This window comes from Xanthomonas sp. D-109 (assembly GCF_017746095.1).
Classification (GTDB): Bacteria; Pseudomonadota; Gammaproteobacteria; order Xanthomonadales; family Xanthomonadaceae; genus Xanthomonas_A; species Xanthomonas_A sacchari.
In genome coordinates this window covers 1-12,407 of the sequence record NZ_JAGHWV010000034.1, presented here as the reverse complement: position 1 = coordinate 12,407, position 12,407 = coordinate 1, and the positions used below count along the sequence as shown (strand labels likewise).

The 12,407-nt window shown below is 72.3% G+C and carries 8 protein-coding genes; 6 read left to right on the top strand and 2 right to left on the bottom strand.

The features are described from left to right. Positions 1-65: 65 nt before the first annotated feature. Positions 66-3,911, bottom strand: coding sequence for an exodeoxyribonuclease V subunit beta (gene recB, locus J7357_RS20830; RefSeq protein ID WP_209249433.1), 3,846 nt, complete (start codon positions 3,909-3,911; stop codon positions 66-68). Next, positions 3,908-7,315, bottom strand: a complete 3,408-nt coding sequence (gene recC, locus J7357_RS20825; protein WP_209249432.1) for an exodeoxyribonuclease V subunit gamma — start codon at positions 7,313-7,315, stop codon at positions 3,908-3,910. Before recC ends, recB begins: the two co-directional genes overlap by 4 nt. Positions 7,316-7,529: 214 nt before the next feature. Here recC and J7357_RS20820 point away from each other — a divergent pair, with 214 nt between their 5' ends. From J7357_RS20820 to J7357_RS20795, 6 genes are all read left to right on the top strand, one after another. After that, positions 7,530-8,321 carry an ATP-binding cassette domain-containing protein gene (locus J7357_RS20820; protein ID WP_209249431.1) on the top strand — a complete coding sequence of 264 codons (792 nt, stop codon included), beginning with the start codon at positions 7,530-7,532 and terminating at the stop codon, positions 8,319-8,321. Next, positions 8,321-9,070 (top strand): MlaE family lipid ABC transporter permease subunit, encoded by a 750-nt coding sequence (locus J7357_RS20815; RefSeq protein ID WP_010341089.1) that lies wholly within the window; start codon positions 8,321-8,323, stop codon positions 9,068-9,070. Before J7357_RS20820 ends, J7357_RS20815 begins: the two co-directional genes overlap by 1 nt. A gap of 103 nt (positions 9,071-9,173) precedes the next feature. Beyond that, a complete protein-coding gene (gene mlaD, locus J7357_RS20810; RefSeq protein WP_017909944.1) occupies positions 9,174-9,713 on the top strand; it encodes an outer membrane lipid asymmetry maintenance protein MlaD in 540 nt (179 codons plus the stop codon). Further along, the gene (locus tag J7357_RS20805) at positions 9,710-10,378 is read left to right on the top strand and encodes an ABC transporter substrate-binding protein (protein WP_209249430.1); all 669 of its coding nucleotides are present in this window, start codon (positions 9,710-9,712) and stop codon (positions 10,376-10,378) included. The genes mlaD and J7357_RS20805 overlap by 4 nt, the downstream gene beginning before the upstream one ends. Continuing rightward, positions 10,368-10,685 carry an STAS domain-containing protein gene (locus J7357_RS20800; protein ID WP_010341093.1) on the top strand — a complete coding sequence of 106 codons (318 nt, stop codon included), beginning with the start codon at positions 10,368-10,370 and terminating at the stop codon, positions 10,683-10,685. Before J7357_RS20805 ends, J7357_RS20800 begins: the two co-directional genes overlap by 11 nt. Positions 10,686-10,688: 3 nt before the next feature. Next, on the top strand, positions 10,689-11,771 hold the full coding sequence (locus J7357_RS20795; protein ID WP_209249429.1) for a VacJ family lipoprotein: 1,083 nt from the start codon (positions 10,689-10,691) through the stop codon (positions 11,769-11,771). Positions 11,772-12,407 lie beyond the last annotated feature (636 nt).

Sequence of the window (12,407 nt, the reverse complement as noted above, 5' to 3'; positions counted from 1 at the left end):
CGGGGGGGGGGGGGGGGGGGGGGGGGGGGGGGGGGGGGGGGGGGGGGGGGGGGGGGGGGGTTGGCTCACGGGGTGGCTCCGTGGGCGGATGGACCCTCACCCCAACCCCTCTCCCGGGGGAAGAGGGGCTCGGCCGGGGCGCCGGCGAAGAGGGCGTCGACGCCTTCGATCAGGTCCGGGTCGAAGCGCCAGGCGTGCACGCCTGGCGACGGGTCGCGTGCGGCGTCCAGGCCGCGGCAGAACAGGTAGCGCACGCCGCCGAAGTCGCGGGCGTAATCGTAGCTTTCGCCCAGGCGGAAGCGCAGCCAGCGGTGCAGGGCCACGGTGTAGATCAGCGCCTGCAAGGTGTACTCGCTGTGCGCCATCGCCCGCGCCAGCGTGTCGGGGTCGTAGGCCGGCAGGCGGTTGGACTTGTAGTCGAGCACGTACCAGCGGCCGTCGTGCTGGTAGGTGAGGTCGATCAGGCCCGTCATCAGCCCCTCCAGGCGTTGCCGCGCGCCGAACGCCTGGCGCTCGCCGGCCACGCCGAAGCGGTGCAGCAGCGCCAGCAGCGCGTCCACGCGCGTCGGGCGCATGGCGAAGTGGAATTCCATTTCGTTGCGCCGCTGCTCCTCCGGCACCGCGGCCAGGCAGGTGCCTTCCGGCAGCGCCACGGTGAGGGTGTGGCCGACCAGGGCGGTGAGCATGGCGGTGCCGTCTTCCAGTTCGTCCTCGGCATAGCCGCCGCGCTGCAGCGCTTCGACGATGGCGGTGGCCTGCCCGGCCGGCGCCGGCTGGCCTGGCTGCCAGCTACGCCAGGCGGCGAAGTCGCAGCGCTCGAACACGTCGTGCATGGCCACGCCGAAACGGTTGCCGACGAAGCGGCGGTCGACCATGTCCACTTCCACCGCGGCGCTGACCGGCTCGCTGGCGGCGGGTTCGTCGCTGCCGCCGCTGCTGGGCACGGTGGCGCTGGCCATCGGGTCGCTGCCGGCGTCGGCATTGGCCAGCTGGGTGAAGCTGTACACCCACCACTCCGGCAGCACGCGCCGCTGCGGCACGCGCGCCGGCGGCACCGGCGGCGCCGGCTCGGGCGGCAGCCGCGGCAACTGCGGCGGCGGCGGGGTGCTGTCGAGGGCGATGGCGCCGGGAGCGGCGGCAGCCTGCAACGCGTCGAGGTCGCGCAGCATGGGGTCCAGGGCGGTCGCGTCGTGCTTGAAGAACGCACCAGTGGCGATCCACAGCGCGTGTTCGGCGCGGGTCAGGCCGACGTAGAGCAGGCGCGCGTCCTCGGCGCGCTGTTCCTGTTTCCACGCGGCTTCGGCGGCCTCCCAGGCCGGATCAGACTCGCCGCCGCTGCGGCCGGTGTTCCACTGCAGTTGGCGCCCGCCCTGCGGCGCCGGCACTACGCAGTGGCGACCGGGGCTGCGCTCGCTGCGGCCGATGCCGGCGTACGGCAGGAACACCAGCGGATACTCCAGGCCCTTGCTCTTGTGCAGGGTGACGATCTGCACGCGGCGCGCATCCGATTCCAGCCGCAGTTGCTGCGCCTCGTCGCTGTCGTCGGCATTGGCGATGCGCCGCGCCAGCCAGTCGACCAGGCCATGCGGGCCGAGCGCGCGGGTGTCGGCTTCCTGCAGCAGCTCGGCCAGCTGCAGGTAGTTGGTGAGGCGGCGCTCGCCGTCGACCAGCGCCAGCAGGCGTTGCCCATGCGCGGCACCGAGGTCGCCGATCAGGGCGAGCGGGCCGCCGCGCTGCCAGCGTTCGCGCCAGTCCAGCGCCTGTTGCTGCCAGCGGCGGTGGCGCTCGCCATCGTGGTCGAGCACGGCGATGGCCGCGGCGTCCTCACCGATCAGCACGGTGGCCAGTGCGGCGCGCAGGCGGCCGTCGTCGCCGGGGTCGAGCAGCGCCTGCAGCAGCGCCAGCAGTTCCAGCGCTTCGTCGGTGGCGAACAGGCTGCGGCGGCCGGCGGCAACCGCGGGAATGCCGGCCGCGGCCAGCGCCTGCTGGATGCGCGTGGCCTCGCCGTGGCTGCGCACCAGCACCGCGATGTCGCCGGCCTGCACGGGGCGGCCGAGCAAGCTTGCGCTGCCGTCGCGCGCATCGGCCAGCCAGCCGCGGATCGCCGCGACGCAGGCCGCGGTGCACAGCTCGCGGGCGCGGCCGGCGCTCCACGGCTTTGGCTTGCCCGGCGCCTTGGCGGTGGCCGGTGGCGGCGGTGGTTCCCGTGCGCGCCACACGGTCAGCGCCGGGGCCGGTGCGCCATTGCGCTGCAGGTCGGCATCGGCGCGCTTGCTGCCCGGCTGCACCGGGTGGAAGGCGATGCCATCGGTGAGGAAGGCCGCGGCGTAGCCGGCCTGCGCGTACAGCGCGTCGATCGCCGCCAGCAGCGCGGGGCGCGAGCGGAAGTTGTGCGCCAGCGGCGGCGCGCGTTCGGCGTCCGCGGCGGCGGCCAGGTAGGTGCGCACGTCGCCGCCGCGGAAGCCGTAGATGGCCTGCTTGGGATCGCCGATCAGGGCGAGCAGCGGCGGCGTGTCGTCCGGCGCAAGCAGCAGTGGCGCGATCGCCGCGTCGTCCTGCGCCGCAGCGGGATTGGCCGTGTCCGGGGCGAACACCTTGCGGAAGATCGTCCACTGGCGATCGTCGGTGTCCTGGAATTCGTCCACCAGGGCCACCGCGTACTGCGCGCGCAGCCGCTGCGCCAGGGCGGCGCCGTGCGGGCCTTCCAGCGCGCGCGCCACGCCCTCGACCAGGTCGTCGTAGGTCTGCACACGGCGCTGGCGCTTGAGATAGGCCAGCCGCTCCGCCGCGTCGGCACGCAGCGCGTGCAGCAGGCGGATGCGGCGTTGCGTGCGCCACTGCGCCAGTTGCGCCAATGCGGCCAGGTAGCCGTCGATGGCGTGGCTCAGCGGCGAGGCCGGAGTGCGCTCGGCGTGCTTCTTGTTGGTGCCGGCGGCCAGTTCGGCGGCGGTGAGCTTGACCAGCTTCGGATGCGGCGGCGCGTCCGCCGACGACGCCGCGGCGAAGGCATCCAGCCAGTGCCACAGCGCGGTCAGCCAGTCGGGCTTGTAGCTGACCTTGCTCAGCACGCCGGCCTCGATCGCCGCGGCGATCGCCTCGAAACAGGCAGTGCCATGCAGGCGGAACGCCTCGGCCAGCGCAACGCCGGCGCGCTGCGCGGCCTGCTGCAGCACGGCGCCGTCCTCGGCGGCGAAGACAGGGGCGGCCGGCAGCAAGGTCGGATGCCGCACCAGTTCGCGCAGATCGGTGGCCATGCCGTCCGGTCCACCCGGCCACAGCGCCACCAGGTCCTCGGCCATCGCCGGATCGGCGGCGCGTTGCCGCCACAGGTCGGCGGCGACATCGCGCAGCAGTTCGCGGTCGTCGGTGAGCAGTTGCGGCGCGGCGAAGGCCTGGCCGCTTTCCAGCGCATGCTCGCGCAGCACGCGCGCGCAGAAGCCGTGGATGGTGAAGATGGCGGCGAGGTCGATGTCCTCGGCGGCCTGCTGCAGGCGGCGACGCAGGGCGGTGGGAGTTTCGGTGCTGGCGGCCAGGTGCGCGGTGAGGATGGCGCGGGTGAGGGCGACGTCCGGGGGGTCTTGTTGCGGGGTTGGGCGCGATGGGTCGCTCGCGATATCGGTCGCGGCTGATCCCGAAAAGGGGACAAGAGCCGCTCCTACGAGGTCTGGATCGGGGACCAGGCTGGCCGCCAGCGCCAGGCGCTCGCGGATGCGCCGGCGCAGTTCCTGGGTGGCGGCTTCGGTGAAGGTGACGGCGAGGAGTTGGCCCAGGCGCAGGCCGCGTTCGACCACCAGGCGGGTGAACAGCGTGGCCAGGGTGAAGGTCTTGCCGGTGCCGGCGCTGGCCTCGATCAGGCGCACGCCGTGCAGCGGCAACTGCAGGTAGGGGTCGCGGTCGGGTGCGGCGCTCATTCGGCATCTTCCTGGGTGACGCGCCAGCGCTGCCAGCTCTCGCTCAGTCGCTCGGGATCGAGCGCGGGGCCGGCATCGCCCTGTTCAAGCAGGCCGAACACGCGCTGGCTGGTGGCGGCGAAGTCGGCGAAGCGCTGCGCATCGGCGAACGGGTCGCGGCCGCGGCCGACCAGGCGCAGTTCCGGGCTGTCCGCCTCGCTCCAGCCGAAGCTGGCCTGCCATTGCGCGGCAGCGTCCTTGATTGCCTTATCGAGATCGCCGGCGCGCGCGGCCTGGTAGTACTTCCAGCTGCTGTACGGCGCGAACGCCAGCGGCGCCTGCCGGCCATGCCGGTACAGCTGCAGCAGTTCGCCCAGCGCTTGCTGCGCCTGGGCGGCGGGCAGCGGCTCGCGGTCTATCGGATGCGGGCCGAGGCTGTCGTCGTGGTCGAAGAAACGCACGTAGGGCGCGCGTTCGCCGGCGGCGCGCAGCAGCAACCATTCCAGCCCGTGGCGGATCGCGCTGCGCCCGCTCAAGGCGCCCACCTGCACGCGTGCCACGCCGGGCGCGTACCAACCCGGCAGGCGGCCATGCAGCGCGGTGCCGCCGAGGTCCACCTGCAATCTCGGCGCCAGCGGTGCGGCGTCGCTACCACGCCACTGCCGGAACGCCTCGGCGTACGGGCGCAACTGGCGCACGCGCTCGTCGAGCTGACGCCGGCCCAGCGGCCCGGACGGCAGCAACGCGCGGGCGCGCAGGCGTTCGTACAGGGCCTCGGTGTCATCGCGCAGCACCGCTTCGAACACCTGCTGCTGCAGGCCGTACTGATCGAGCCCGCGGCTGGGCGCCAGCAGCGGTTCCAGGTCGGTGTCGGCCTGCGCCGGATCGGGCAGGCGCAGGCCCAGGCGCTGGCGCAGGAACTGCCCGGCCGGATCGACCAGCAGCCGGCGCAGGTCGTCGATGGACAACTGCGCCGGCAGCGCGTCGTCGGCCGCGGCCGGCAGCGCGTCGATCCACGGCGCCAGCGGCTGGCGCTGGCCGACCAGGCTGTCCACCGCCGGCCGCCATTGCCGGCGGTAGCTGAAACGGCGCGGGTCGGCATCCTCGGCACCGGTGGCGCCGAACGCGGCGGCGGCGAACGGCTGCAGCGGATGCCGCACCACCAGCGCTGCGGCCGCAGCCGGGTCGGCGTGGTACTGGGCGGCGCAGGCCAGCAGTTCGCCGACCAGCGGCGAGGGCTCGCGCACGCTGCCGTCGCGCGCGTCGGCGCCCAGGTAGCTGAGGTAGAACACCTCCTGCGCCGAGGCGAACAGCTGCAGGAACAGGAAGCGATCGTCCTCGCGCGTCGAACGGTCGCCGTGGCGGCGGCGCGTGGTGCCCAGTTCGGCGGTGAGGCGGTTGAGCCCGGCGGCCGGATCGCGGCGCGGGAAGTCGCCATCGTTCATGCCCAGCAGGCAGATGACCCGGAACGGCAGCAGCCGCATCGGCACCATGCGGCCGAAGCTGATGCCGCCGGTGAGCAGCGGCGCACGCGTGTCCGATTCGCCCAGCACCGCGGCGAAGTGCGCACGCACCACCTCGGCCGGTACCGCCTCGGTGTAGTCGGCGCGCGCGGCATCGCGCGCGAACTGGTCGATCAGCGCGCGCAGCCGCTCCAGCGCGCGCTGCTGGCGCGGCGCCGACGGACTCTGCGGCAGCAGCGCCTCGAGCAGGCCCAGCAGCACTTCGCGCCACTGCGCCGGCGGCATCGGCTCGGCCAGCGCCGCCTGGTGGCGGTCGAGCACGCGCAGCAGGCGCAGCAGCGTGTCCAGCGCGGCCAGCGCGCTGCCTTCCAGCTGCGGCCACGGCGCCACACCGTCGATGTCGTCCTCGGCGCCGCTGGCGTGGCCGAGCAGCAGCCGGTCCAGGGCGAAGCGCCAGGTATAGGCGTCGTCGGCCGGCGCCTGGTGGCGCTGCCGGTGCGCTGCGTCCAGCCCCCAGCGCGCGCCGGCGGCGTGCAGCCAGGCGCGCAGGCGTTCCAGCCCGGCCTCGTCCAGCCCGGCGGCCTCGGCGATCGGCGCGCTGGCGAGCAGGTCCAGGATCTCGTGCAGGCCGAAGCGTGCGATCGGCAGGCCGAGCAGCGCCAGGAACACCTCGGCCAGGGGCTCGCTGGCCAGCGGGCTGGCGTCGGCCAGTGCATAGGGCAAGGCGTCGTCGCCGGCGTGGCCGCCGAACACCGCGTCCAGGTACGGCACGTAGGGATCGATGTCCGGCGACAGCACCGCGATCTCGCGCGGCTGCAACGGTGGATCGAAGCGCGGGTCGTCCAGCAGCGCACGCAGTTGGTCGTGCAGCACCTGCAGTTCGCGCAGGCGGGTGTGGCAGGCGTGCACCTGCAGGCTGGGATCGTGCGGATCCACCGCGGCCAGCGGTGCCGGCCGCGCAGGCGCGCGGCGATGGAACAGATCGCTCTGCATGCGCCGCAGCAGGCTGTCGCCAAGGCCGCCATCGGCCAGCGCGCGCCGGCCCGACTCCAGCGGATCGGCATAGACCGCGATCTCGGCCAGCGGGTGCACCACCTCGTAGTCGCCGATCAGCGCCATGAAATCGCGCCCGGCCGCGCCCCAGGCCTGCAGCAGCGGGTTCTCCTGCACGTGGTCGGCGAACAGGTCCACCGCCCCACCCTCGCGGCGGCGCTGCCACAGCGTCTGCAGATCGCCCCAGTAACCCTGCGCCGGGGTCGGCAGGTAGAAGTGCAGCGTGCCGGCGCGCGCCTGCGTGGCCAGCACGCGCAGCACGTCCGGGGAGATGTTGAGCACGGCGAAGGCGAACAGGCGCCGCGGCAGGCCTTGCGGCAATGGGCCATCAGGGCGCGCGTAGCGGTCCAGGTACTGGCCGATGCGCCGCGCGCGGTAGGCGCGGCCGCTGGCGATGCGCCGCCACAGCCGCGCCTGCGGATCGTCCGGGTCGGCGCCGCCTTCCCAGCGCAGCAGCCAGTCGCGGCGCCAGGCCTGGTACTTCTCGAACACGTTGCTCAGCTCGCCGGCCAGGCTCCACGGCTTGAGCGCATCGCCGTCGGCCAGATAGCCGGCCAGCGGCGCCAGCGCCGCATCGCTGCCCAGGTCGCCCTGCAGCGCCGCGTACAGGCGCCAGTGCATGGTCGCCATGTCCAGGTCGTCGGCCGCCGCGCCGAGATTGCGCTCCAGCGCGCGCGCGACGAACTCGCCGGGGGTGAGGAATTCCAGATTCGCCGCCACCCCGTGCACCGCGGCCAGGGTCGATTGCAGCCAGCGCCGCATCGCCACCTGCGGGATCAGCACCACCTCCGGCGCCAGCAAGGGCTGCCCCGGCGGCGGCCGGCGCAGTTCTTCGGCGAGCAGGGCGGCCAGGGTATCCAGCGCGTTGGACGGATACAGCCGGAAATCGGGCGCGGACGGGGCAGGCATGTGCCGGGCATTGTGCCGGATGCGCCCCAGCCGCGCCGGCCCGCGCGCTCCGCCGCCCGCGCCCGGCGGCGTGGAAGAACACGCTGTTGCGTAGACGGGGGCATGCGCCAGGCGCGCACAGGGGCGTGAGCGGTGCCACAATACTGCACGGGCCAGTTCGGTTAAGTTCAGCCGAACGGATCGATCCTATGTTGTGTTTTCGTTAAAGGTCGTGATGGCGTCTTCCGAACCCAATCTGGTGCAGTTGTCGGGCGTGCGCATCGACCGCGGCGGCCGCGCGATCCTGCGCGACGTCTCGCTGAGCGTGCCGCGCGGCAGCATCACCGCCGTGCTCGGGCCTTCCGGCAGCGGCAAGTCCACGCTGCTGGCCGCCCTGACCGGCGAACTGGTGCCCGCCGCAGGCACGCTGGAAGTGTTCGGCAAGCCGCTGCCGCGCGGCAGCCGCGCGCTGCGCGAGACCCGCAAGAGCATCGGCGTGCTGCTGCAGGGCAACGGCCTGCTCACCGACCTGAGCGTGGCCGAGAACGTGGCGCTGCCGTTGCGCGCCCACACCCGCCTGCCCGAGCCGGTGCTGCAGCGGCTGGTGGCGCTGAAGCTGCACGCGGTGGGCCTGCTGGCCGCCGCCGATGCCTGGCCGCGCGAGCTGTCCGGCGGCATGGCGCGGCGCGTGGCGCTGGCGCGGGCGCTGGCCCTGGATCCGCCGCTGATGATCTACGACGAACCGCTGACCGGCCTGGACCCGATCGCCTCCGGCGTGATCATGAGCCTGATCCAGCGCCTCAACCACACCCTGGGCCTGACCAGCATCATCGTCAGCCACCATGTCCACGAGACCCTGCCGATCTGCGACCAGGCCGTGGCCATCGCCAACGGCGGCGTGGTCTTCGCCGGCACCCCGCAGGACCTGCAGGCCAGCACCGATCCGTTGCTGCAGCAGTTCCTGCACGGCCGCCCCGACGGCCCGATCCCGTTCGATGCGCCGCAGCGCGCGCGGAGCGCCGCCTGATGGCCATCGTTGCCCCGATCCGTTCCCTGGGCCGCGCCGGGCTGTTCTTCCTGACCGTGCTGCGCGGCTCGCTGCCGACCCGCGACCTGCTGGCCGAGCTGATCCGCGAGATCTACAAGGTCGGCGCGCGCTCGCTGCCGATCATCGCCGTGGGCGGCGCCTTCGTCGGCCTGGTGCTGACCCTGCAGGGCTATCGCACGCTGCAGACCTACGGCGCCTCCGATGCGCTGTCGACCCTGCTCGGCCTGTCGCTGTACCGCGAGCTGGCGCCGGTGCTGACCGCGCTGCTGTTCATCGGCCGCGCCGGCAGCTCCATCGCCGCCGAACTGGGCCTGATGCGCGCCACCGACCAGATCAAGGCGCTGGAGCTGATGGCGATCGACCCGGTGGCCAAGGCGGTGGCGCCGCGCTTCTGGGCGGCGGTGCTGACCGTGCCGCTGCTGACCGGCATCTTCTGCTCGCTGGCGATCAGCGCCAGCTACTTCGAGGCGGTGGGCGCGCTCGGCCTGGACCGCGGCACGTTCTGGTCGGCGCTGTCGAGCAGTGTGGATTTCTGGGACGACTTCGGCGTGGCGATGCTGAAGTCGGCGGTGTTCGGCGGCACGGCGGCGCTGGTGGCGGCCTATGTCGGCTTCCATGCCGAGCCGACCATCGAGGGCACCTCGGTGGCCACCACCCGCGCCGTGGTCAACGCCTCGCTGCTGGTGCTGATGTTCAATTTCGTCATGTCGGCGCTGCTGTTCCGCTGAGCGGCACCAACGCGGAGCCGGCCGGCGACGGCAGGCCCCGCGGCAACATCCCGGTCGCGGCACTGGCGCCGCGGCCACGCTGAATCAACAAGGTAGACACGTTATGGCTCTCCGTGGTCCCCGTCTCGAGTTCGCCGTCGGCGCCTTCCTGCTGCTGGGCCTGGCCTCGCTGCTGGTGCTGGCGCTGGCTTCCACCAACCGCCAGTGGGGCTTCGGCGGCCACCGCTACGACCTGGTCGCGCGCTTCTCGCAGATCGGCCAGTTGCGTGCGCAGGCGCCGGTGAAGATCGGCGGCGTCATCATCGGCCAGGTCGCCAAGATCGACCTGGACCCGACCAAGTTCGACTCGGTGGTGACCTTGTCCATCGACGACAAGTACAAGGACCTGCCGGCCGACACCTCGGCGGCGATCCTGACCAGCGGCCTGCTCGGCGAGAGCTATGTCGGCCTGCAGCCCGGCGGCGACCCCGACACGCTCAAGCCCGGCCAGGAAATCGCCTTCACCCAGCCGGCGGTGGACCTGATCCAGCTGGTCGGCAAGTACATGTTCGGCGGCGGCAGCGCCGGCGGCGACAAGAACGCAACACCCGCTGCCGCACCCTCGGCCGACCCCACCACGCCCGCAACGGAACCCAAGCCATGACGATCAAACTGCTTTCCGCCGCTCTCGCTGCCGCGCTGGCCGTGGCCGCGCCCTCCGCCGCCCTGGCCCAGGCCGCCGCGCCGGCTGCCTCCGCCACCCAGGCCGGTTCGGCCAGCAAGGTGGTGCTGGAGAACAGCACGCGCATCCTGACCACGCTGGAACAGCGCCGCAGCGAGTTCAAGAGCAACCCGACCGCGCTGCGCCAGTTCATCGACAGCGAGATGAACAAGTCCTTCGACCGCGACTACGCCGCCCGCCTGGTGCTGGGCGTGCACGGCCGCGGCGCCTCCGATGCCGACGTCAAGCTGTTCGGCGACGCGATGGCCGACAACCTGATGCAGCGCTACGGCACCTCGTTGCTGACCTTCGAAGGCAAGCCGCAGGTGCGGGTGAAGTCGGAAACCCCGCTGCCGGGCGGCCGCGGCGTCAAGGTCTCCACCGAGCTGCTGCGCAGCGGCGGCGACCCGGTGCCGGTGGACTACCTGCTGCGCAACACCGGCGCGGGCTGGAAGATCTTCGACGTCATGGTCGAGGGCGTGTCCTACGTGCAGACCTTCCGCAACCAGTTCGACACCCCGCTGCGCAACAAGTCGATCGCCGAGGTCGCGGCCGAGCTGCGCAACGGCACGCTGCAGGCGGCGCCGGCGGGCAACAGTGGCAAGTGATGCGCCGCAGCTGCGCCGCGACGGCGACACGCTCGCGCTGAGCGGCGTGCTCGACCGTGCCGCGGCCACCGCGTTGTGGCCGGCGGCGCTGCGCGCACTGCCGGGCGCACGCGCGCTGGACCTGCGGGCGGTGTCGCGGGTGGACAGCGCCGGCCTGGCACTGCTCGCCGAACTTGCCGCGCGCCTGCGCGCCCAGGGCCAGGCCGAGGTCGCCATCCATGGCGCCCCGGCCGGCCTGACCGACCTGAGCGCCGCCTACCGGCTGGCCTCGACCCTGGATTTCCACTCTCCCCCTGCGGCGAGCTGACACATGAACGTGCTGCGTATCCTCACTTCCCTCACCCTGGCCGCCGCTCTGGGCGCCTGCGCCGGCGCGCCCAAGCGCACGCCGCCCCCGCCTCCGCCGCGAGTGGCGCAGTCGGCGCCGGCCGCCAGCGACAACGTCGCGCCCACCGATGCGCATGCCATGGCGGCCACCGCGGACGGCACGACCGCCATGGACGCCAGCGCCCCGGCAGGATCGAGCGCGCCGGCGGCGGCGCCCCAGGCGAACGCCACGGGCACTGCGTCGGCCAACGGCACGCCGACCTCGGCCGAGGACGACTACGCCGCACTGTACGGCGGCGACCCGTACAACCCGGTCGCCGATCCGACCCTGCCGGCGGGTGTGCCCGCACCGCAGAGCTACGACCCGTGGGAGAAGTTCAACCGCAAGGTGCATGCCTTCAACAACGTGGTCGATCGCGGCGTGGCGCGGCCGCTGGCGCGGGCCTACGTCAACGTGGTGCCGCGGCCGGTGCGGCTGGGCGTGACCAACTTCTTCGACAACCTCAGTTCGCCGCTGACCATGGTCAACCAGTTGCTGCAGGGTCGGCCGCTGCAGGCGGGGCAGACGCTGAGCCGGTTCCTGATCAACAGCACGCTGGGCATCGGCGGCATCTTCGACCCGGCCACCGACGCCAACCTGCCGCGCCGCAGCGAGGACTTCGGCCAGACCCTGGGCGTGTGGGGCTGGCGCCGCTCGCGCTACCTGGAACTGCCGCTGTTCGGTCCGCGCACGGTGCGCGACGCGTTCGGTCTGGTCGGCGACGCGCCGCTGTCGCCGCTGCAGCAGATCGAGGAGGACCGGGTGCGCGTCGGCCTGCAGGGCCTGCAGTTGGTCGACACGCGGGCGCAGTTGCTGTCGCTGGACAGCATGCGCGACCAGGCGCCGGACGAGTACCAGCTGACCCGCGATGCGTGGCTGCAGCGCCGCAACTATCAGATCGAGAGCGACATGCGCGGGCACAAGCGGCAGGACGACGATCTGCCGGCCTATCTGCGCGAGGAAGAGACCAATCCGACGGTGCCGGTGGATGCGATGCCGGTCCCGGAGTGGCGCGGCGGTCGCTAGTCCGGCGCACGATGCACCTACGAAAAGCCCGGCTTCGGCCGGGTTTTTTTTGTCTGAGGATTTTGCTGGTATCGCCTGTGGGCGCAGCGCGATATGCGGGAATAAGTGCTTGGTTTGCAGTGGCTGATCGAGTGTCGCGGCGGACTACGGGTGCAGCAGGGTTTGCTGTTGCTGTTGCTGTTGCTCCTGCTGTTGCTGTTGATGTATCGGGGTCCCCTCGGCGCGGCAGCCGCGGCGGGAAAAACCCGAAGGGCGGCGCACATGGATGTGCGCCGTTCGCGGCAGGGGCAGGATGCCCCTTCCGCGAATCCCCGTCGTGGCTGCGGACCCGGAGCGCGTAGCGCGGAGGGCGCGCTGCGGGGTGTGCTTTCTTTTGGTTACTTTTCTTTGCACAAGCAAAGAAAAGTGACTCGCCGCCAGGCGAAAGCTTTGCTCTTGCACTTGCTGTTACGGCGGCTGGATTGTGGGGCGGCTACGCCGCGTAGGCATTACTGATTATGTCGGTCGCGGCTGAAGCCGCTCCTACGGTTCGTCTTGTCTGACACCCATGCTTGAAGCAACAGCAAAGGCTTTCGCCCTGACGGGCGAGTTACTTTTCTTTGCTCGCGCAAAGAAAAGGTAACCAAAAGAAAGCGC

Excerpts from the sequence above, each read along its gene's own strand:
- recB (WP_209249433.1), bottom strand. The coding sequence starts at position 3,911 with ATGAGCGCCGCACCCGACCGCGACCCCTACCTGCAGTTGCCGCTGCAC.
- recC (WP_209249432.1), bottom strand. The coding sequence starts at position 7,315 with ATGCCTGCCCCGTCCGCGCCCGATTTCCGGCTGTATCCGTCCAACGCG.
- J7357_RS20820 (WP_209249431.1), top strand. The coding sequence starts at position 7,530 with ATGGCGTCTTCCGAACCCAATCTGGTGCAGTTGTCGGGCGTGCGCATC.
- J7357_RS20815 (WP_010341089.1), top strand. The coding sequence starts at position 8,321 with ATGGCCATCGTTGCCCCGATCCGTTCCCTGGGCCGCGCCGGGCTGTTC.
- mlaD (WP_017909944.1), top strand. The coding sequence starts at position 9,174 with ATGGCTCTCCGTGGTCCCCGTCTCGAGTTCGCCGTCGGCGCCTTCCTG.
- J7357_RS20805 (WP_209249430.1), top strand. The coding sequence starts at position 9,710 with ATGACGATCAAACTGCTTTCCGCCGCTCTCGCTGCCGCGCTGGCCGTG.
- J7357_RS20795 (WP_209249429.1), top strand. The coding sequence starts at position 10,689 with ATGAACGTGCTGCGTATCCTCACTTCCCTCACCCTGGCCGCCGCTCTG.